The sequence below is a fragment of the Rufibacter soli genome (assembly GCF_054781795.1).
The window spans coordinates 15,961-34,983 of sequence record NZ_BAAGTS010000003.1; the positions used below are offsets into that span (position 1 = coordinate 15,961).

The following is a 19,023-nucleotide window of genomic DNA, read 5'->3' on the forward strand; positions in this document are numbered from 1 at the left end:
GTTTTATAGCTTTATCGGCCGGAGTCAGGGGAATAACATGGATTATAAAACAAGATTGGAATGGAGGAACGTTTTATTTATGTACTGGCTTGGGTATTTTTAATGTATATTCTCCTTTAGTAAACCGCATAAAATATTTCTCAAAATACTGGTATACCAGATAGCTCATCCCCAAAGTTATACAAATAGCGGCGGGCACCCGGTAGTGGCCTGGAAGGTCTAAGCCGGTCTTGTCCACCATTATGGTAAGCACTCTGTTCACCAGCGGGTGCAGCAGGTACACCGAATAGCTTATCTCTCCGAGTAGCAGTAATCCGGTAGCTAACCAGCTTTGCAGCTTGAAATCCACCTTGAAGGCGCCAAGACATATCATGGCAGAGGCGAGGGTGAACACCAGCCTGTTAACCCCCGTCACAATATTCACCTGGTCGCCAGACGCGGGGTAAAGGCAAAACAAAGCCACCCCCGCCCCAAGGACCAGCCACGCCAGCCCTTGGGGAAAATCACGTTCCCTGAATGCCTGGGCCAGCAGGAACCCGGTCAGAAACAGGAAAGCCTGGTTGAAGGGGTTCACATACCTATGCCACTGCTCCGCCAGGGGAAGGGTCGGGCTTATAAGGTTGAAGGCGAAAAATAGATAAGCTGCAAGGAAGCCGGCGACCACTAAGCTGAAAAGGTAAGGAGATTTCCTGGTGGCGTAGATGAAGACTGGGAAGAAAAGGTAAAATACCAGTTCGTTCCCGATGGACCAAGCCCCGGTAGCAATGTAAGAGTGGGGGGATATCACACTAAAGGCTCCTGATAGGTTTAAGGCCACCAGGGTAAAATCAGGGATGGCGGCATCCAGGACCAGCGCGCCGATAGTGGCCAGCCAGAGCAGAGGGAAAATTCGAAAGAACCGCTTTTTAAAAAAGCCCTGCAAACTGCCTAAATTGAACGCCAGCTTTCCATGGTACACATGGAAGAGGGTAAGGCCGCTCAGGATATAGAAGATGGCGACCCCGTAAATCCCGAACCGCCCCAGGAAGGCATCTGCGTCAAAATCCCCATAGGTCCAGGAAATATAATGGTAAATCATCACCCCGAATGCTGCCAATCCGCGCAGGTAATCAAGGCCAGGTAGCCTATTCTTTGAAGTGTTCATTATTGTTTTTATACTGAATTCAAAGGTAATATAATCCCCAAATAAAGTATAAGCACTATTTCCAATTCAGTATTTTATGAGCTTATGTTGTAAATATCAATAAATTGTTTCCTGTATAACCCTTTGCCTTACCTCTCAGGTATAGAATTCCCCCGGGAGATAACTAATTACCGGACAAACGCCGCCTTTACCTCTCTCTTTACCTTCTGAATGATGCGGTGCACCTGCACGGCGTGTTTGCAGTCGGTCAGGAAGACAATCTCTGGCTGAGTCAAGCCCTGCAGGTGCAGTTCAAACACCGCCACTTCCTCTTGACTGAAGTGGGCTACAATGAAGGCCCGCACCCCGGCGGCCAGAGCCTGGCGCTCTTCCCGGTTTTCGTCCTGTTCCTGGGCCTGCTGCAGCGCAAAGAAGTCCAGCTTCATCGCTGAGCGCTTGGCGTAGTAATGGTTGAATTTTAGGGAGGTGATCAGATAGGCCAGGTAGCCTTCTCCGTTGAACCCATGGGAGAAGATGCGGTCCCGGCATTTGAGCAGGGTGTCAGCATACAGGTCGTGCGCCGCGTCTTTGTCTTTGGTGAGGGAGTGAGCGTAATTGAGCAGCTTGTCCTGCTCTTTGGCGACTGAGTCCAGGAACTGGCTGGCCTGCTGCTCAAAGATTTCTTGCATCGGGAATGGGTTTAACGAAGCTAACCCCACCCCCTGGAATGGTTGCGAAAAACCCCCTTATTTGCCCAATGTTTTACTCATGTTTTACCCATAAAAGCAAAAAACGGTGTAACTGCTTGAGTTACACCGTTTTTCATTTACTCTAGGTAGCGGGAACAGGACTCGAACCTGTGACCTTTGGGTTATGAGCCCAACGAGCTACCAACTGCTCCATCCCGCACTGTTTGTAATACAAATGTAGGGGCTTTTTCTATATCCTCCAAACGCTTTGTGTAAGTTTTTACGGAAACGGGCTAAAAACGGCCCGTAATCCCGAAGTGAATCTTGCCTCTGGATAGGCTAAAACCCTCTTGCGCGGTGCGGCCCACAGAGTAAACTAGCTGAAACACACCGGCTCCCGTGGAAAAGCTGATACCGCCGCCCACGCCGCTGGGCCACTGAATATTTTTTTCATTTTTTAGGTCACGGCGCAGGTAGCCTTGGTCATAGAGCAGGAAAACGTAGGAATCCTGCCCCGTGTACTGCCGGTACTCCAGCGTACTGATGGCGTAAGATGAGGCATAAAACGCATAGTCATCAAACCCGCGCAAGGAAGCCAGGCCACCCAGCCTATACAGTTCATTCAGGTACAGACGCTGGTTCACCAGGCCTTCGGCGTGCAGCCGGGTAAGCAGTACCCCGTTTTTGGTCACGGGCCAGAAGCGCTCCAGCCGGGTAGCCAAAGAAAGTTGGGTGGTCTTGAGCTGCAGGGTGTCATAGTAGCTGGCCTCCACCCGGGCGTTGCGCTGCACCCGTTTGTTGCCCACCGCCCCCTGGAAGAAGGCCTGGCTTCCCCGGCGCGGGAAATACAGGTCGTCCAGGTTATTCCAGGCGTAGGACAGGCCGTAGGAGGTGAAGTTGGCGTCAATGGCCGAAGAGTCTGACCGGCGCTGCCGCAGGGCCTCCGGCGAGAGTAACTGCGAACTGACTACCTCGGCAAAGAACGTAACGCGGCTGGTGGTGGAGAGCGGGTAGGCCACCTCCAGGCGGGGCCGGAGGTTCAGGAACGACGTGTCTTGCTTGTAAAGATGGAAAAGGCCGGCCACCTCAAAGGGTGAATTGAAGAAATGCGGGTGGCGATATTCCACATCCAGGAGCTGCGAGTTGCGTTCTACCTTGCGCCAGTGCAGGCCAATCTGCTTGCCGCTGCCCCGCAGGTTGCGCACCTGCAGGTTCACCTCGCCGGTAATCAACAGTTTGGCCTTGGTAGAGTTGGGGTCGGGTAGGAACCCGATGATGCCGTCAAACTGGTTTGCTTTTTTCTCATCCAGGAAGAAATACAGCCGGGCCTGGTTCTTGGCAAACAGCACCTGGGGCTCGCCCACAATCCGCACAAACGGCAACTGTTTGAGCGCGCGCATGGCCTGTTCTACCTTCTGCTGGGAATACGGCTGCCCAGGGGCCAGTTGGGTATATCTATAGAGGGCTTGCCGCTGCAGACGGCTGCTGCCCACAATCTGGATAGAGTCAATCAGAATCAAGGGGCCCCGTACCACCCGCAATACGCCCCTGATAGAATCATCATACAACCGCATAGAGTCAATGCGCACGGCCGCGTACGGAAACCCGTTGTTCTCGGCCTCGCGCAGCAGCGCCTGCTGCAATTGGGCAAACTCCGCGGGGCGGAAGGGCGTGTTGTTATACAGTTTCTCCCGGAAGCCCACTTTCTCCAGCAGGCCTTCGCCCACATTGCCGTTCTTAAGGGAGGCCCAGCGGTAAGGCCGACCGGCGTACACATACACCCAAAGCGAGTCCTTTCCCTGGCGCAGGCTGTCAATGGAGGCGGTCAGGTACCCTTCTTCCTGCACGCGCGTGAGCCAGCCCCGCAGCTCTTGGCGCAGGCCTAGAGAATCGCGGGCAGTGAGCTTGGGCTGGAGGCGCTGCCAGAGTTTTATGGCTTCGGGGTCTGGGGAAACCACCTGCACCACGCGCTTGTCCTGCGCCCGTGCCCCAAAGCCGACCAGCAGCAAACCCAGGAGCAAGCCCAGAATTGCGTATCTTTGCCGGCACATCTTTGGGTACAAACGGGAACTAGACCTCCACTTCATTGTTTCCAAGGTACGGCTTGCCGCTGACTTTCGCGCACCGCCGGTTTATTTACACCTATAACGCTTTCCATAGCCCATTCTATTTTGGCCGGAATCTATCTTCATATCCCCTTCTGCAAACAAGCCTGCCATTACTGTGATTTCCATTTCAGTACGTCTATGGGCCTCAAAGAGCAGGTATTGCAAGCCATGCACCAGGAACTGGCCCTCCAGCAGACCTACCTGAACGGCGAGACCATTGACACCATTTACTTCGGGGGAGGTACGCCCTCTATCTTGTCTGTGGACGAGCTTAACAGCTTGCTGGAGACCATTTACGCGCAACATACGGTAAGCCCCACCGCTGAGATCTCGCTGGAGGCCAATCCAGATGACCTTACCCCTGAGAAGCTACATGCCCTGCGGCAGACCCGAATCAATCGCTTGAGCATTGGGGTGCAGTCGTTCCACAACCCGCATTTGCAGCTCATGAACCGGCCGCATTCCGCCCAGGAGGCCACGGCCTGCATACGGCTGGCGCAGGAACTGGGGTTTGACAACATCTCCCTTGATTTGATTTACGGCGTCCCCGCCGAGGACCCCGAACTCTGGGAGCAGGACCTGGCCCAGGCCTTCGCCCTGAACGTGCAGCACCTTTCCTGCTACGCGCTTACCATTGAACCCAACACGGTGTTCGGGCACCGGCTCAAGAAAGGCAAATTCACGCCCGCCCAGGAAGAGCGCGTGGCCCAGCAGTTTGAGTTGCTCATGAGCCAGGCCGCCGCCCACGGGTTCCAACACTATGAGATCTCCAACTTCTGCCAACCCGGCTTCGAGAGCAAACACAACAGCAGCTACTGGAAACAGGTGCCCTACCTGGGCATAGGCCCCAGCGCCCACTCCTTCAACGGCGTGAGCCGCCAGTTCAACATTGCACACAACCCCAAATACGTGCAGGCCCTGGCCGAAGGTAAGTTACCTGCTAGTATAGAAGAACTCTCCGTAGAGGACCGGGTAAACGAGTACGTTATGACCACCCTGCGCACCAACTGGGGCTGTGACACCCACTATGTAGCCCAGAAATGGGGCCTGGACTTGCTTGGCATCCATGCGGCTTACCTGCAGAAGATACAGGCAAAAGGCCTCCTACAGCAGAAAGAAGGCGTACTGTTGCTCACCGAAGCCGGCAAACTGCTAGCCGATGAGATCGCCCTGGACTTGTTCCTGCTGCCTGAAGAGACGGAGTAAGTTTTAGGCAGGTTTTAAGGGGAGTTGCTATCTGCATAGGCTTAAATGGCGCAAGCGTCCGCACACATATGGATTGCTTTATTTTGGGTATTCCCTTTGCCTCTTCTTTCATCCAAGGCCTTCTTCTTTTTCTTTTTCTTTTTCTTCTTCTTCTTCTTCTTCTTCTTCTTCTTCTTCTTCTTCTTCTTCTTCTTCTTCTGTTATCCTGAAAGGATCTTGTGGGCGAACTAGAAAAGCGGTTACTCTGGCGTCATTACCGTTGGCTACCAAGATCCTTCCAGGATGATAAAAGAGAGGCAGGCCGAAGAAAGAGGGAAATAAAGTGCTGAGAAAAATGAGCGATTTAATATATAGGTGATTAAATATATAATATCTGGAATATAAAGAACGAGACTATTAAGATGGGGAAAAGAAGAGAGGCAGGAGTATTAAGAAGGACAAGCGAAAAGGAACGAAGAGACGTTTTAAGCTTGTTTTCCGAAAAACGGGCTCAAAACGCAGAAGCGTCCTCCACACCTTCGCTGCCAACTTGGCTTCTTAAATCATACCAACTCCCCTTAATTACCTGCCATTACTTCCCTTTCCGTTTCGGGCCTGGTTTTTGTAAAACAGTGCTAAACCACCAACGCCTTTTAGCGCGCAAACCTCTGGCCAGTAGCGTAGAAGCATAACATTTTGCCAGATCTGGGGGTTTTGTGCTAGTGATTGCCTTATCATGAAGAAGTTTATGTTGACTGTATTATCCTTTCTGATAGCCGCCTTTATTGGGGGCGCCATTTTTGTGAACAAGTCCCCGCAGTTTGGGGCATCGCCCGAAGGGTCTAGCCTGGAGCGCATCCTAAAATCCCCGCAGTACCGCGATGGCAAGTTCCAGAACACCTCGCCCACGCCCATGATGGACGAGTCCCCGTTTCTGGACAAGGTCAAGATCTTCTACAAGTTCATTGGCGGGGTGGAAGGCAGCGCGCCAGAGGGAAAGCTTCCCATGATGAAACCGAAGAAAGAAGATTTCGCTGCCCCCGGGGCGATGGGGATTGCCGTTACCTGGTTCGGGCACTCGGCGGTGTTGCTGGAGATGGGTGGCAAGCGCATTTTCGCGGATCCCATGCTGGGGCAGCGGGCCTCGCCGATCTCGTTTATAGGCTCCAAGCGGTTTAATGAGGAATTGCCCATCAACATAGAAGACCTTCCGCCGCTGGATGTAGTGCTGCTCTCCCATGACCATTATGACCACCTGGACCGGGGCTCTATCCTGAAGCTCAAAGACAAGACCCGGCATTTCATAGTGCCTTTGGGCGTGGCCGCGCATTTGGTGCATTGGGGCGTGGAGGCCAATAAAATAACGGAGCTGAACTGGTGGGAAGGAACTTCCTTTGAAGGCCTTTCCTTTACCGCCACGCCGGCGCGGCACTTTTCGGGCCGCGGCCTCAGTGACCGCGACAAGACGCTGTGGTGCTCCTGGGTACTCAAAAGCACGGACCAATCGGTTTACTTTGGTGGGGACTCGGGCTATGACACGCACTTTAAGCAGATAGGCGAGAAGTACGGCCCCTTTGACCTAACCATGCTGGAGTGTGGCCAGTACAACGAGGCCTGGAAATACATTCACATGATGCCTGAGCAGACCGCGCAGGCCCACCTGGACCTGAAGGGCCGCGTGCTCATGCCCACCCACTGGGGCGCTTTCTCGCTGGCGCTGCACCGGTGGCAGGAGCCCATTACCCGCCTTTCTGCCGCCGTGCAGCAGCACGGCATCTCCATGGCCACGCCTTTGATAGGGCAACGGTGGCAGCTAGGCGGGGCGCTTCCGCAGCAGCCCTGGTGGAAAGACGTAAAGTAGACCTGGCGTAAAGAAGTAGGGTGATGAACGTTTTGGGCCTGTTTTATGGAAAACGGGCCCGAAACGCATCTTCTGGGAAACTAACCTTCTCTGATTATGGAACGTCACGCTAACCCCAGTATCACCTACCGGCCCGGGCGCCGGCAGAGAAAACCGTACAGTTTGTCAGGGCCCGTGCTTGGGGGCCTGGTGGCCCTTTTTCTGGTTGGGCTCTTCTCCTTGTACCGCGCCAACGTGTTTGAGACCCAGCCGGCCCCGGCCGCCGCTACCGTAGCCCCGGCAACGGCAGACTCTTTAGAAGTGCACTACCCTCCGTCCGTTTTCCCGTCCACCGCAGACCTGGGCGCACACCCCATGTTTGCGCCACTGGTAGACCCGGCCCCAGACACCTTGCCTAAGATCTTTGTGGAAAGGCAGCAGTAATTCCTGAAGGAGCCTAAAGGCGCAGTGACCCAAAATTTAAAGAAAAGCTTGGCGGTTTGCCGCAAGACGGGTTTTGAAAGGAGCCCCGTTCTCAGCATCTTTACCAATGCCGGTTTTACTTTAAATTTTGGGTCACATGCGTTCCAGCCGTTTTTATTATTTCTACGCTTTCCTGCTGTTGCTGCTCACCAGCCGTTGCACTTCTTCCAAAATGGCGCTGGTGGCTCCCCAAGACCCCAACGTGGCCTATATGGGGCGGGTAGGCAAACCCTCGCCACAGGCCAGCGAGCTGTATTGGTCGGGCACCTCCGTGAAGCTCAATTTCTCGGGTACCGCCGTGCAGGCCCGACTCAAAGACAATACCGGCAAAAGCTATTACAACGTAATTTTGGACGGCGACAGCGTACGGATAATCCAACCCGATACCGTGGCCAAACTCTTCACGCTGGCGACCGGCCTCAAGCGGGGCCCGCATACCGTGGAGCTCTTCAAGCGCACCGAGTGGGACAAAGGCACCACCACCTTCTACGGGTTTGAGGTAGGGGGCAAAATACTGCCCCCCGATGCCCCTAAAAAACGCCGGATAGAGTTCTACGGCAACTCCATTACGGCCGGGTACGCCATGCATGACTACTCGGGCAAGGATTCCTGGCAGGGCACCAACACCGACAATTACCTGAGCTACGCCGCCCTCACGGCCCGCCACTTCAATGCTGACTACACCTGCATCTGTAAAAGCGGCATTGGCGTTACCGTGAGCTGGGAGCGCTGGATCATGCCCGAAATCTATGACCGTCTCAACCCGGCTGACCCGGCCAGCAAATGGGATTTCACCCAAGGGCCGGCGCCAGATGTGGTGGTGATTAACCTGCTCCAGAACGACTCCTGGATTGTGAACCTGCCCAATAACCAGGAATACAAGCGCCGGTTCGGGGATACCAAGCCCTCTGAGGAATTCATTATTACTGCCTACCAGAACTTTGTGAAAAGCCTACGCGCCAAATACCCTAACGCGCACCTCATTGCCGCCCTGGGCAACATGGACATTACCCGCGAAGGCTCTCCCTGGCCGGGCTACGTGCAGAAAGCGGTAGCCGGCCTGAACGATCCTAAAATCTACACCCACTTCATGCCCTACAAGAACACGCCCGGCCACCCCAAAGTTGAAGAGCAGCAGGCCATGGCCCAGAGCCTTATTGGGTTTATTGAGAAGACCGTTCAGTGGTAAAAACGCATCTTGTGATAGCAAGCCTAGAAAAGCATACAATATGAAAAGAACCTTACTCGTCTTTCTCTTCGCCCTGGCCACGTTTGTAGGCTATAGCCAAGGCAGCGCGGCAACTGAAGCGTTTGACCTGCACGTAATCCCTGCAAAAAAAGGCGCTATCCTGGCGTATGCTGGCAAAGAGCACGGGTTCACCTTTACCATAGAGGCAGACAGCGTCAGGCCCATGGAGGCGCCGGGCTTTTTCTACGTAAACGGACAGGTTTTCCAATCCAGCCTGGTGGCTATTCCGGCGCAGATCTTCAAAGACACTTTCTCAGAGAAAAGGCAGCACGAGATTATCCTGGCCTATATCCAGTATGAGTTGGAGTATTTCAAAAAGGAGCTGAAAATTAACTTTAGAGAGCTGGAAATGCACCCGGTCACCTATCAGGGCAAGCCGTACGTGTTCTGGCATTTCTCTATGCCCAAAGAGAATAAAGGCATTAAGAAGCAGGTGTACCTCACCAGTATCCTGTTCAACCAGACGCACAGCCTGAACATGCCGGTGTGGGAAGGGCAAACCGAGGAAGGCAACCTTGCGCTCATGACCCAGGTAGCCAGCACGTTAAAAGTATTTAACAAGGCCCTGGATATAGAGAACTTAAAAACGCAAGCCCGCTAGAAAACTGTTTTAGGCCTACTTTTGCAAAAACGGCTGCAAAACGCATTCTCACCCCAAGCGGCCTTCCTCTACCCATGACTGAGAACTTCCACCAGGACAAGACCTTTGACCAGATCAACTACGCAGACAAGGTAGTGACGGGCCTCGAGTTTGAGGACTGCACCTTCTCCCGCTGTGACCTTTCCAACTCCAACTTCTCCCAGAGCAGCTTCACCGACTGCCGGTTCACGGACTGCAACCTGAGCATGGTGCAGCTCAGCAACTGCAAGATGCACGGGGCCACCTTTGTCAACTGCAAGCTGGTAGGCGTTGACTTCAGTTTGTGCCATGACTTCTTGTTTGCCGTGAAATTCAAGGGCTGCTCCCTTGACTACACCTACTTTGGCAAGAAGAACCTGAAAAAGACCGTGTTTGAGAACTGCAGCATCAAGGAGGCCAACTTCACTGACGCCGACCTCACCGAGGCCGCCTTCCTGGACTGTGACCTCACCCGCACCGTCTTCCAGCGCACCAACCTGGAGAAGGCTGACTTCCGGACGGCTGTGCACTACGCCCTGGACCCAGAGCTGAACCGCATCAAGAAAGCGAAGTTCTCTATGCCTGCCGTGCTGGGGCTGCTGGCCAAATATGATATTGTGATCAAGTAGCTCAGCGTTAGCCGGTAGAAGAGACAAATTCTGCTTATCTTTCCTATCCGCCTGTTGCGCGGAGACTGTTTTACCGCAAGCATTCCTTTATGTTGTCTTTCCTTCGGCAGCCGTACCCGCTCAGTGAGCTCACCCTTTCCAAGTCTACCCTGCACGCGCTGGTGTTTGGGTTCATCATTGGGTTTACCTTGATTGTGTTTCAGCCGTTTGGGACCTATGCTTGGCATGACCCGCTTAAGAACTATATTCTGGCCGGCTACGGGCTAGTGGCGGCGCTCTCGGCTTTCCTCAATTATTACGCCTTCCGGCGGATGATGCCCCAGATATTCACAGAGGACAGGTGGAACGTGGGTAAAGAGATTGCCTGGAACCTTCTGCACTTCGGTACCGGCGGTTTTATCTGCACCGTGTACGGCGCGGCCGTGGGCGTGATGCCGTTCTCGCTAGCACAAGTGGCGTACATGTCGTTCATTGCTTTTCTCATGGGGCTGGTGCCGGCCGTGCTGCTGGTATTGATGAACTATGTGTATTTACTGCAGAAATACAAGCCGCTGGAACCTGTGGCCAAGGCAGGAACCCCGGCTGTAGAAGCGGCGGCCCCTTCTCCCGCCCCTGTCTCAGAAACCTGGCTTACCCTCACCGCCGAAAACGACAAAGACACCCTTCGCCTGCGCGCCCAGGACCTGCTATTCATAGAGGCCAGTGACAATTACTGCACGGTTTTCTATCTGCAAGAAGACCGGCTCCAGAAAGCCTTGCTCCGTAGCAGCCTGAGCCGGCTGGAAAACCAGGTGGCCGCGCCCGGTATCTTCCGGTGCCACCGTTCTTATCTGGTCAACTTTAAGCAGGTGCAGGCCGTGAGCGGCAACGCGCAGGGGTACAAGCTGTCCTTTGAGCAGACGCCCCAACTGGTGCCGGTAGCCCGGTCGTATGCCAGCGTGGTCAAAGAGACCTTTACAGCTGTCTAATCGTCCCAAGGGGCTTTGTCATTCGCCCCAAATAGTGCTTACGGCCCCAAAAAGCGGGCCAGGCGCCCCAAGCCCAAGCAGCGTGTTTCCCCAGATTCTACTTTTGACGAAACAATTCACCCACCCTCGTCATGAAAAAAATCTTAAAAAGAATCGCGCTGTTTGTCTTGCTTACGCCTGTTGTACTCCTTGTCTTAGGCTTTATTGCCTATGGTATTTACGCCCTCTTAGCGGTGGGCGGAGAGAGCACGCCGCACCAGGCCTACCTGCAGAAAAACAAGCAGGAGGTAAGGCTTACCGATCAAACGTCCTTCCCTATTTTTGACAGCGCCTTTTATCAGAAACAGATTTTCTTTTTAGGCGAAGCCCACGGGTGCGCCATGCCGCAGGACCTGGACTTTGCCCTGCTGCAACACCTGAACCAGCGGGTGGGCCTGAAGCATTACTTAGCCGAGGTAGACTATAGCCAGGCCTGGTTCCTGAACGAGTACCTGCGCACTGGTGAGGAGCGCCACCTACAGACCGTCTTCCAGTTCTGGGCCCGAAACAATGCCCAGTGGGGAAACCAAAATTTCTTTGATAAACTCAAAAAGATAAGAGCCCTCAACCAGACCTTGCCTGCAGCCCAGCAGATTTCCATTCTGGGAGTAGACAAAATCCAGGACGTACAGGTAACGCAGCAGTTCCTACAACAGACCCTGGCCCAACTGCCCGCCGTTGTGCAGCAAGATTCTGCCTTCATCGCCTTGCGGAAAGCGGTTTCCCAGGACAGCCTGGACCGTGATTCACTGGTGGTTATGGCGCAGAGAATACTGCCTACCTTCATGCAGGAAGCCGCTTCGCCCACGCTTTCGGGCCCTGCCCAATTTGATTTGCAGCACACCCTGGAGAACCTGGCCTATTTAGATGGCAAAACCCGCCGTGATAGCGTCATGTATCTGAACCTGAATACCGTGGTGAAGGCCCGGAAACTGGAAAACGCGAAGCTGTACGGTATGTGGGGTCTGTTCCATACCATTCCGGTGGAAGTGCAGCGCGGGGTGCCGTTTGCCTATTACCTGCAGCAGGCCAATTCGCCGTTCAAAGGCAAGACCGTGTCTATTGGGGTGTACACCATTGACAGCGAGAACATGATGCCAGCCGCTGGTATGCCCGCGTTCCTGAGCAAAGGCCAGCGCTTTATTAATACCGGTATGGCCAACAATGACGGGCCCATGGTGTTTGTGCACGGCATCAAAGACCTTCGGGCGGTCACCCAGGAAAACTCTATGACCCTGTTCAAAACTGATGCGCCGGATTCGCCGTACCGCACCTCTTCCCGCCTGGCCACTATTAAAGTACTGTTCCCTAACCAGAGCATTGATTTCAAAGGCGATCAGCCGCGCGTAAGTGACGTATTCCAGTACGTGTGCCTGGTGCGTAATTCTAAGGCGCTTACCCCGTTGCCGGTGCTGTAACTAGATATGACATTGAACGGCCGCCAGGAAGTGAGCCTGCGTGAAATTAAGGTTCCTGCCTGGCGGCTGTTTATGGGCTGTTTTAAAGAAACTAGCGTAAAAACATAGAGGTAATAAGAAGTATCTGTTACCTTCAGGCAAGCCACAACCTCTGGTTGACACCTTTCTAAAAGTTTGCATAGAAGCGCCGCAAGCCCCAGGCGGCAGAATAGGAAGGCCGGTTCTGCTGTATTTGGTAACCTAATGAATAACCTTTGCTTGCACCATGGATTTAGCGGCCCACTACCAAAGCCTCTGGGAAAATGCAGAACAGCACTTTTCCGCCGCTGACTATGAGCTGGATGACCAGATAGATTCACCCCATGACACCAGAAGAGGCATTACGCTGCTGGCCCGGCCCAAGGAACCGGTAAGAGAGAACATTCAGAACTTTCTGCAAGACATGTCCCAACTGGAACCCGACCTGTATTACTATCCGCCTACTGACTTTCACATTACGCTGCTCACCATTATTTCCTGCTACCCGGGCTTTACCCTGGACCAGGTGCAGCCGCAGGCCTACATAGACGTGGTGGAACAGGCCTTGCGGCCGATCAAGAAGTTTAAAGTGGTGTTTATGGGAGTGTCGGCCTCACCTTCTTGCGTGATGGTGCAGGGGTTTCCCCTTGGGGATGAGCTTGGCAAATTGCGGGAGAAGGTCCGGATGCTTTTCCAGTCATCTGTGCTGCTGCAGTCCATAGACCAGCGGTATACGCTCCAGACGGCCCATAGCTCGTTGATCAGGCTCCCGAAACCGCCGGCACACCCCCAGGCTTTCCTGAACAAGCTCCGGGAATACCGCAGGCAATTCTTTGGGTCAACAGAGATACGTCAGGTGGAATTGGTTTTTAATGATTGGTACCAACGCCGGGTTAATACCCAAACCTTGGCCACTTTTGACTTGGGCTGATTTTCTGGCACGGCGTTCTGTTTTTCGCGTATTTTAGCAAAAACAGGTCTAAAACGTTGCCCATGCTTTCTGCTGCCACTCTTTCCTTCCGGAACCGCACGTACCAGTTCAACCCGCTGCAACCCTTGGATATTTCACTGCCCCTGGCGCCCGGCCCAGACAACGTAAACTGCTTCTGGGCTGAGCCTGTGCAGATAGAAACCATACGCGTAGGCGACTATGTAGGCAGTGTGGCCCTGGGCGGCTCCACCAATTACCAGCGCGTGCACCTCACCCCCCACGGCAACGGCACCCACACCGAGTGCTACGGCCACATTTCGCCCGACCCCGCTGCCACCTTAGACAAATGCCTGCACCGCTTCCTGTTTGTGGCCCAGGTGGTCTCAGTAACACCCCAGCTCCAGGACAACGGAGACTTGGTAGTGATGGCCCAGGACGTGCTGGCCCAGCTTTCCCTGGAGAACCTTCCCGAGGCCCTGGTCTTGCGCACTCTACCCAATTCTCCAGAGAAACGCACTGCCCAGTATTCCGGTACCAATCCCACCTATTTGGAGCCCGCCCTCACGGAGCTTTTGGCTGTGCAAGGTGTAGAACACTTGCTCCTGGATCTACCCTCCGTAGACCGCGAGGAAGACGGCGGACAACTGCTGGCGCACCACGCTTTCTGGCAATATCCTTCTAATACCCGGGTGCATGCCACTATCACAGAATTAATTTTCGTGCCGGATAACGTGGTGGATGGGTGGTATCTGTTGAATTTGCAGGTGACCAGCTTGGTGATAGATGCGAGCCCAAGTAAACCGGTGTTGTATGTGTTGACGCTGGTTGAAGGCACAGTTTCTTTTGTGGAGGCACCGCATTAAAGCAAGAAGGTTTGAGGTGATGGTAATTTTCCCCGGTTTTATGTAATAGGTATTCTTATTGCCTAACGACCCAAGCTGCCGCTTTTGGGTTAGAACTTATGCACGCCTTTCCGCTTCCTGCTGGCGTGGTGCCGCTGTCGCCTTAAGCCCTTATGCTTGGTTGTTTCATGGTTTCCCTCCGAGCGCTCACGGCCGCGGGGCCCCGTCTTTCCCCCTCGCACTGCCCTTGCGGCCGAGTTGCAGTCTGCCCTTAGTAAAGTCCCTGCAGGGCCACAAGCGAGGCGCTCGAAGTAAAGACTGGAATCGGGGGAATGTGTGGTGAAAGGGGAGGGTGTCTTGAGCACGTTTTTCCTAAAAAGGCTTAAAACGCTATTCCTATAAAATAAGCACAGGCTCTCTCCTTGAGGATTGCCCAACCGAGGGTTTGAGGCAGCGAGCACAGCTCTGAAGTAATGGGTTTACACCAACCGATGATTATTTCCCGAAGCGCCAACCAGTTAATTGACTATCCTAACAGTGCATAGAGCCCTACCGAAAACTTCTCCACAATGCCCTAATTTAATGCATGGTCCTCCTCCTCGCCCCTTTTGAAGGCCCGAACATTATACTCCATCAAGGCAATCCATTTCCGGCAAATCCTTTCCAAAATCAGGCATTCCAGAAGTATTATCTCAATGGGTAAAACACTTACGCCAATCCTTCGTTTTAACTTAACCACTATATAGTAGCACTTTATCTTATTTTAGGGCTATCTTTAGTGTATACTATCTCAACCTTTCACTTATAGACTATGGAAACTGAGAAAGATAAAATCCTTTGGAAAATGGCGAAGAAACGGGTGGCTTTCCGTAGGCAACTCTTCACGTATCTTATGGTGAACCTGGTGGTGTGGGCCGTCTGGCACTTCTCTAACAATGGGGAGAACTTTACGGTAGATGGGCTACCCTGGCCCGCCTGGTTAACGTTTGGGTGGGGAATTGGCCTGGCGTTTAATTTCTATGATGCCTATTACGGCTTCCAGGATGATGCCACTGAAAGAGAGTATGAGAAGCTGGCCCGCCGGAAGAAGGTGTAGAACCTTCCAGATAAATTAGTTAAGTTTGCTCACAGACATAACTAGTAAACCGATGCCACAATTTAGACCTGGTGTTCTGTACGGAGATGAGGTGCAGGACTTATTTGATTACGCCAATAAACATAACTTCGCACTGCCAGCCGTCAACGTGATTGGCACTAACTCCATCAACGCGGTTCTAGAAACAGCTAAGGCAGTAAACTCGCCAGTGATCATTCAATTCTCACAAGGCGGTGCTCAATTCTTCGCGGGCAAAGGCCTTAACAATGACGGTCAGGCCGCTGCCATTGCCGGCGCTATCTCTGGCGCGCACCACGTACACTTAATGGCCGAGGCCTATGGCGTACCGGTGGTTTTGCACACAGACCATGCCGCCCGTAAACTGCTGCCTTGGATTGACGGCTTACTAGATGCCGGCGAAAAATTCCATGCCCAACACGGCAAGCCCCTGTTCAGCTCCCACATGCTGGATCTTTCTGAAGAGGAACTGGAAGAGAACATCTCTACTTGTGCTTCTTACCTGGAGCGCATGAACAAGCTGGGCATGACCATTGAGATTGAACTGGGCGTGACCGGGGGTGAAGAAGACGGCGTAGACAACTCTGATGTTGACAGCGCGCACCTCTATACCCAGCCTGAGCACGTAGCCCATGCCTACGAGGAACTGAAGAAAATCAGCCACCGCTTTACCGTAGCGGCCGCCTTCGGGAACGTGCACGGCGTGTACAAGCCCGGCAACGTAGAGCTTCGCCCCGAGATCCTGAAAAACTCCCAGGAATATATCCAGCAGAAATACGGCACCTCTGAGAACCCGGTACACTTTGTGTTCCACGGCGGCTCTGGTTCTGAGAAAGAGAAGATTAAGGAAGCAATTGAGTACGGCGCCATCAAAATGAACATTGACACTGACATGCAGTGGGCCTTCTGGGATGGCATCAAAAACTACTACGAAGACAAAAAAGGTTACCTACAAGCCCAGATTGGTAACCCAGACGGCGAAGACAGCCCGAACAAGAAATACTACGATCCCCGCGTGTGGTTACGCAAAGGCGAAGAAACCTTCATTGCCCGCCTGAAAGAGGCCTTTGAAGACCTGAACTGCCTCAACCGCAACGCATAGTCTTAATGTGCTGATTATTTAATGTGCTGATGTGCTATTTATAAGCAGCATGCCTTCATAAGAACAGAGAAGCCGCTCCAAATTGGAGCGGCTTCTCTGTTCTTATTCAAAATAGGTTATCTCTTCATTAACAATACGCCATTTCCTATCTACCTTTTTTAAACTATAGGAATGACCATAACCACATAAGCGATCACAAGCAAAGGCCAATTCAATGTAGGCTCTAGAAAAGTCTTTAGAAATAACAGGATTGGAGAAGATATAAAACGCGGTTGCTTTTGCTGGTGATTCATTTAACCCTTCTTCCAGATTCAACAAGGCCTCTACTTTTATTCTGTCTGCTCTTAAATTTTTAATGGTATTACGTTTTTTCAACCAAGAGCTATTTAAGAACATGACGTAGGCTGAATCCTCTAGCGCAAATAACTTACTAGTGCCTAAAGAATCAGCCTTGACTGAAAGCAAATCCTTCCATCGTATACCTTCCCCGGGCCAAACAACAGGATGATTAGAAGTATCTAGTGAAATCCTAAAGCTTTTTACCACAGCACTCAAAGGATATTGTCCTGACTTACCAATAAGAACCGGCAAACTATCCTCCTGAATTATAGTCCTGATAATAGAATGAAGTTCTTTTTCTGGTGGCAATAGCAATTTAGCACCAACGGTTTTTTTCATTACCACAAGAGCTAAAAATCAATAAAGACATCACCGTTAAAAGGAAAAGTATTCTCATATATCTTTCTTTTGTTAGAAGATGGCAAATCATTGCTCATTCCATACTTGAAAGAAAAACAGAGGGCGATGCAGGCCTTGCAACGGACCAAGCAGCAGTAGGCTAATCTGCCCCGGACCTTGCGGAGGGCCGCCACGCGTAGCCCGAAGCTTGGGGAAGGGTAAGCAATGACCTTGCAACTGGCAGTGGCGCAGGCTTCCTATGGAACAGAGGACTTTTACCGGGTGGTACCAGAGTGAAGCCCCGCCTGTCTGAGCGGCAGCGAGTTCGGGGCTTCTTGATTCTTTTGGTTACTTTTCTCATCAAGGAGAAAAGTGACAGACGCGGGTAGGCCCCGACTTCAACCCTGAGGCTTGGTAGGAAGTAAATGGACAGTAAAGGCTTAATGGCAGATGGAAAGGCAGTCTAAGTCGTTGGCCCCTAGGAACACCAACAACGGCGGGCACAACTACTATAGCAAGACAAATCCTTAAAAAAGAAAAAAGCCCTCACCGGTTCTAAAACCAGCAAGGGCTATCTTCATCATTTTAAGCCTATTTTCAAAAAAACACCCTTAAAACAGGTTATAATTAAAAGAGCATTTCTCTCTCGGCAAAGACGAAAAACTACCAACTTGAGCCTGCACCACCGCCTCCGAAGCTACCGCCTCCAAAGCCGCCGAAACCGCCACCGCCTCCTCCAAAGCCGCCTCCGCCGCCAAACACGCCGCGCCCCCCGGAGAAATCCCCGAAGATAACGGGTGGAAAGAAAGGACCGCCCAGGGTGCGCATGCCGCCGCCGCGTCCGCCTCTGCCGCCACCGCCTCTACGGCTCATGACTACCAGCAAAATAAGGACGCCAATGATAATCCAGAGGAAGGGGAAACCGCCTTCTTCGTCGCCGCGCTGTTGTTCGCGGGGGTCTGCTTTGTATTCGCCGCTGGCCACGTCAATGATAAAGCTGGTGCCTTTGTCAAGGCCGGCGTAATAGTTGCCTTGTTGGTATTCGGGCTTGATGGTGTACTCGGTAATGCGCTTGGCAATAGCGTCTGGCACCACGCCTTCCATGCCGTAGCCGGTGGCAATGAAGACTTTGCGCTCATTCACCGCGGTGAGGATGAGAATACCGTTGTTCTTGCCTTGCTGGCCAATGCCCCACTTTTCGGCTAACTGAAAAGCGTAGTCAGAGATGTCATAGGGGCCAATGGAGGTGATGTTGACCACGGCAATCTGGGTTGAGGTGCTGTCATTGTAGTTGACCAGCTTTTGCTCCAGGGCGGCTTCCTGCTCCGGCGAGAGAATATTGGCCAGGTCATTGACCAGGCGCGGGGGCGAGGGGCGGGGCGGAAAGTCCTGCGCCAGCCCACTAAGTGCCCAGCACCACAGCATGCCCAGAAGCCAGATATGTTTTCTCATTTGGATGGGGTCTCGTCTAGGGTACTACCGAAGGAGATATCATCAGATAACTCATTGATATCCTTGTGCTCTCCGGCAAAGGGGAAATATTGCTTAAGCTGCTCGCCCGCCCGTTGTATGCCCACACTCAGGCCCTGGGCATAGTTGCCCTGCTTAAAGTCGGCGATGACCTGCTGCGTGATCTCTTCCCAGAAGTTCTTGGGCACCACCGCATTGATACCGGCATCGCCTAATACGGCAAATTTATGGCTCTTGAGGGCCACGTAAAACAGTACGCCGTTGCGTAGTTTGGTCTGGTGCATGTGCAGGTAGGCAAAGACCTGGGTGGCCCGGTCCAGCACCTGGCCGTCACAGGTGTCTTCAATGTGCACCCGTATCTCACCAGAGGTGTTGTTTTCCGCGTCCTGAATGGCCTTCACAATGAGGGCCTCATCTGCTTCGGTGATGTTTTCGCGCGCCATTAATGGGAATTTCTGAGTCTGGAGTCTTGGGTTTTGCAGAAAGGAAAGCAAGGCTGTTTTGAGGCCGTTTTTGAA

At 52.8% G+C, this 19,023-nt stretch carries 19 protein-coding genes and 1 tRNA gene; 12 read left to right on the forward strand and 8 right to left on the reverse strand.

Annotated features, from left to right (window positions below):
* Nucleotides 1-73: 73 nt before the first annotated feature.
* The 4 genes from ACYVJQ_RS13450 to ACYVJQ_RS13465 all read right to left on the reverse strand — a co-directional run bounded on the left by ACYVJQ_RS13450 (nucleotide 74) and on the right by ACYVJQ_RS13465 (nucleotide 3,863).
* A complete protein-coding gene (locus tag ACYVJQ_RS13450; RefSeq protein ID WP_460893618.1) occupies nucleotides 74-1,144 on the reverse strand; it encodes an acyltransferase family protein in 1,071 nt (356 codons plus the stop codon).
* 167 nt (nucleotides 1,145-1,311) lie between these two features.
* Nucleotides 1,312-1,812: a sigma-70 RNA polymerase sigma factor region 4 domain-containing protein gene (locus ACYVJQ_RS13455; protein ID WP_460893619.1), complete on the reverse strand. Its 501-nt coding sequence runs from the start codon at nucleotides 1,810-1,812 to the stop codon at nucleotides 1,312-1,314.
* 147 nt (nucleotides 1,813-1,959) lie between these two features.
* Nucleotides 1,960-2,032, reverse strand: a tRNA-Met gene (locus ACYVJQ_RS13460).
* Between the two features lie 73 nt (nucleotides 2,033-2,105).
* A complete protein-coding gene (locus tag ACYVJQ_RS13465; RefSeq protein WP_460893620.1) occupies nucleotides 2,106-3,863 on the reverse strand; it encodes a BamA/TamA family outer membrane protein in 1,758 nt (585 codons plus the stop codon).
* A gap of 120 nt (nucleotides 3,864-3,983) precedes the next feature.
* Here ACYVJQ_RS13465 and hemW point away from each other — a divergent pair, with 120 nt between their 5' ends.
* The gene (hemW, locus tag ACYVJQ_RS13470; protein ID WP_460893621.1) at nucleotides 3,984-5,126 is read left to right on the forward strand and encodes a radical SAM family heme chaperone HemW; all 1,143 of its coding nucleotides are present in this window, start codon (nucleotides 3,984-3,986) and stop codon (nucleotides 5,124-5,126) included.
* A gap of 108 nt (nucleotides 5,127-5,234) precedes the next feature.
* Here hemW and ACYVJQ_RS13475 read toward each other — a convergent pair whose 3' ends face one another.
* A complete protein-coding gene (locus ACYVJQ_RS13475) occupies nucleotides 5,235-5,396 on the reverse strand; it encodes a hypothetical protein (RefSeq protein WP_460893622.1) in 162 nt (53 codons plus the stop codon).
* 457 nt (nucleotides 5,397-5,853) lie between these two features.
* Between ACYVJQ_RS13475 and ACYVJQ_RS13480 the strand changes: the two genes are divergently transcribed.
* The 11 genes from ACYVJQ_RS13480 to fbaA all read left to right on the forward strand — a co-directional run bounded on the left by ACYVJQ_RS13480 (nucleotide 5,854) and on the right by fbaA (nucleotide 16,357).
* Entirely contained in the window at nucleotides 5,854-6,966 is a 1,113-nt protein-coding gene (locus ACYVJQ_RS13480) for an MBL fold metallo-hydrolase (RefSeq protein WP_460893623.1), read from the forward strand.
* 96 nt (nucleotides 6,967-7,062) lie between these two features.
* Nucleotides 7,063-7,389, forward strand: a complete 327-nt coding sequence (locus ACYVJQ_RS13485; protein WP_460893624.1) for a hypothetical protein — start codon at nucleotides 7,063-7,065, stop codon at nucleotides 7,387-7,389.
* Nucleotides 7,390-7,525: 136 nt separating this feature from the next.
* The gene (locus tag ACYVJQ_RS13490; RefSeq protein ID WP_460893625.1) at nucleotides 7,526-8,617 is read left to right on the forward strand and encodes an SGNH/GDSL hydrolase family protein; all 1,092 of its coding nucleotides are present in this window, start codon (nucleotides 7,526-7,528) and stop codon (nucleotides 8,615-8,617) included.
* Between the two features lie 40 nt (nucleotides 8,618-8,657).
* Nucleotides 8,658-9,278 (forward strand): hypothetical protein, encoded by a 621-nt coding sequence (locus ACYVJQ_RS13495; RefSeq protein ID WP_460893626.1) that lies wholly within the window; start codon nucleotides 8,658-8,660, stop codon nucleotides 9,276-9,278.
* Between the two features lie 74 nt (nucleotides 9,279-9,352).
* Nucleotides 9,353-9,925: a pentapeptide repeat-containing protein gene (locus ACYVJQ_RS13500; protein ID WP_460893627.1), complete on the forward strand. Its 573-nt coding sequence runs from the start codon at nucleotides 9,353-9,355 to the stop codon at nucleotides 9,923-9,925.
* Between the two features lie 89 nt (nucleotides 9,926-10,014).
* Entirely contained in the window at nucleotides 10,015-10,893 is an 879-nt protein-coding gene (locus ACYVJQ_RS13505) for a LytR/AlgR family response regulator transcription factor (protein ID WP_460893628.1), read from the forward strand.
* A 131-nt stretch (nucleotides 10,894-11,024) separates the two neighbouring features.
* A complete protein-coding gene (locus ACYVJQ_RS13510; protein WP_460893629.1) occupies nucleotides 11,025-12,350 on the forward strand; it encodes a TraB/GumN family protein in 1,326 nt (441 codons plus the stop codon).
* 265 nt (nucleotides 12,351-12,615) lie between these two features.
* Nucleotides 12,616-13,299, forward strand: a complete 684-nt coding sequence (locus ACYVJQ_RS13515; RefSeq protein ID WP_460893630.1) for a 2'-5' RNA ligase family protein — start codon at nucleotides 12,616-12,618, stop codon at nucleotides 13,297-13,299.
* 62 nt (nucleotides 13,300-13,361) lie between these two features.
* A complete protein-coding gene (locus tag ACYVJQ_RS13520; protein ID WP_460893631.1) occupies nucleotides 13,362-14,162 on the forward strand; it encodes a cyclase family protein in 801 nt (266 codons plus the stop codon).
* Between the two features lie 790 nt (nucleotides 14,163-14,952).
* Nucleotides 14,953-15,237, forward strand: a complete 285-nt coding sequence (locus ACYVJQ_RS13525) for a 2TM domain-containing protein (RefSeq protein ID WP_460893632.1) — start codon at nucleotides 14,953-14,955, stop codon at nucleotides 15,235-15,237.
* 52 nt (nucleotides 15,238-15,289) lie between these two features.
* Nucleotides 15,290-16,357 carry a class II fructose-bisphosphate aldolase gene (gene fbaA / locus ACYVJQ_RS13530; RefSeq protein ID WP_460893633.1) on the forward strand — a complete coding sequence of 356 codons (1,068 nt, stop codon included), beginning with the start codon at nucleotides 15,290-15,292 and terminating at the stop codon, nucleotides 16,355-16,357.
* A 102-nt stretch (nucleotides 16,358-16,459) separates the two neighbouring features.
* Here fbaA and ACYVJQ_RS13535 read toward each other — a convergent pair whose 3' ends face one another.
* From ACYVJQ_RS13535 to ACYVJQ_RS13545, 3 genes are all read right to left on the reverse strand, one after another.
* Entirely contained in the window at nucleotides 16,460-17,035 is a 576-nt protein-coding gene (locus tag ACYVJQ_RS13535; protein WP_460893634.1) for a hypothetical protein, read from the reverse strand.
* Nucleotides 17,036-17,698: 663 nt separating this feature from the next.
* Nucleotides 17,699-18,487 (reverse strand): TPM domain-containing protein, encoded by a 789-nt coding sequence (locus ACYVJQ_RS13540; protein ID WP_460893635.1) that lies wholly within the window; start codon nucleotides 18,485-18,487, stop codon nucleotides 17,699-17,701.
* Nucleotides 18,484-18,948 carry a TPM domain-containing protein gene (locus tag ACYVJQ_RS13545; RefSeq protein WP_460893636.1) on the reverse strand — a complete coding sequence of 155 codons (465 nt, stop codon included), beginning with the start codon at nucleotides 18,946-18,948 and terminating at the stop codon, nucleotides 18,484-18,486. Before ACYVJQ_RS13545 ends, ACYVJQ_RS13540 begins: the two co-directional genes overlap by 4 nt.
* Between the last annotated feature and the right edge of the window lie 75 nt (nucleotides 18,949-19,023).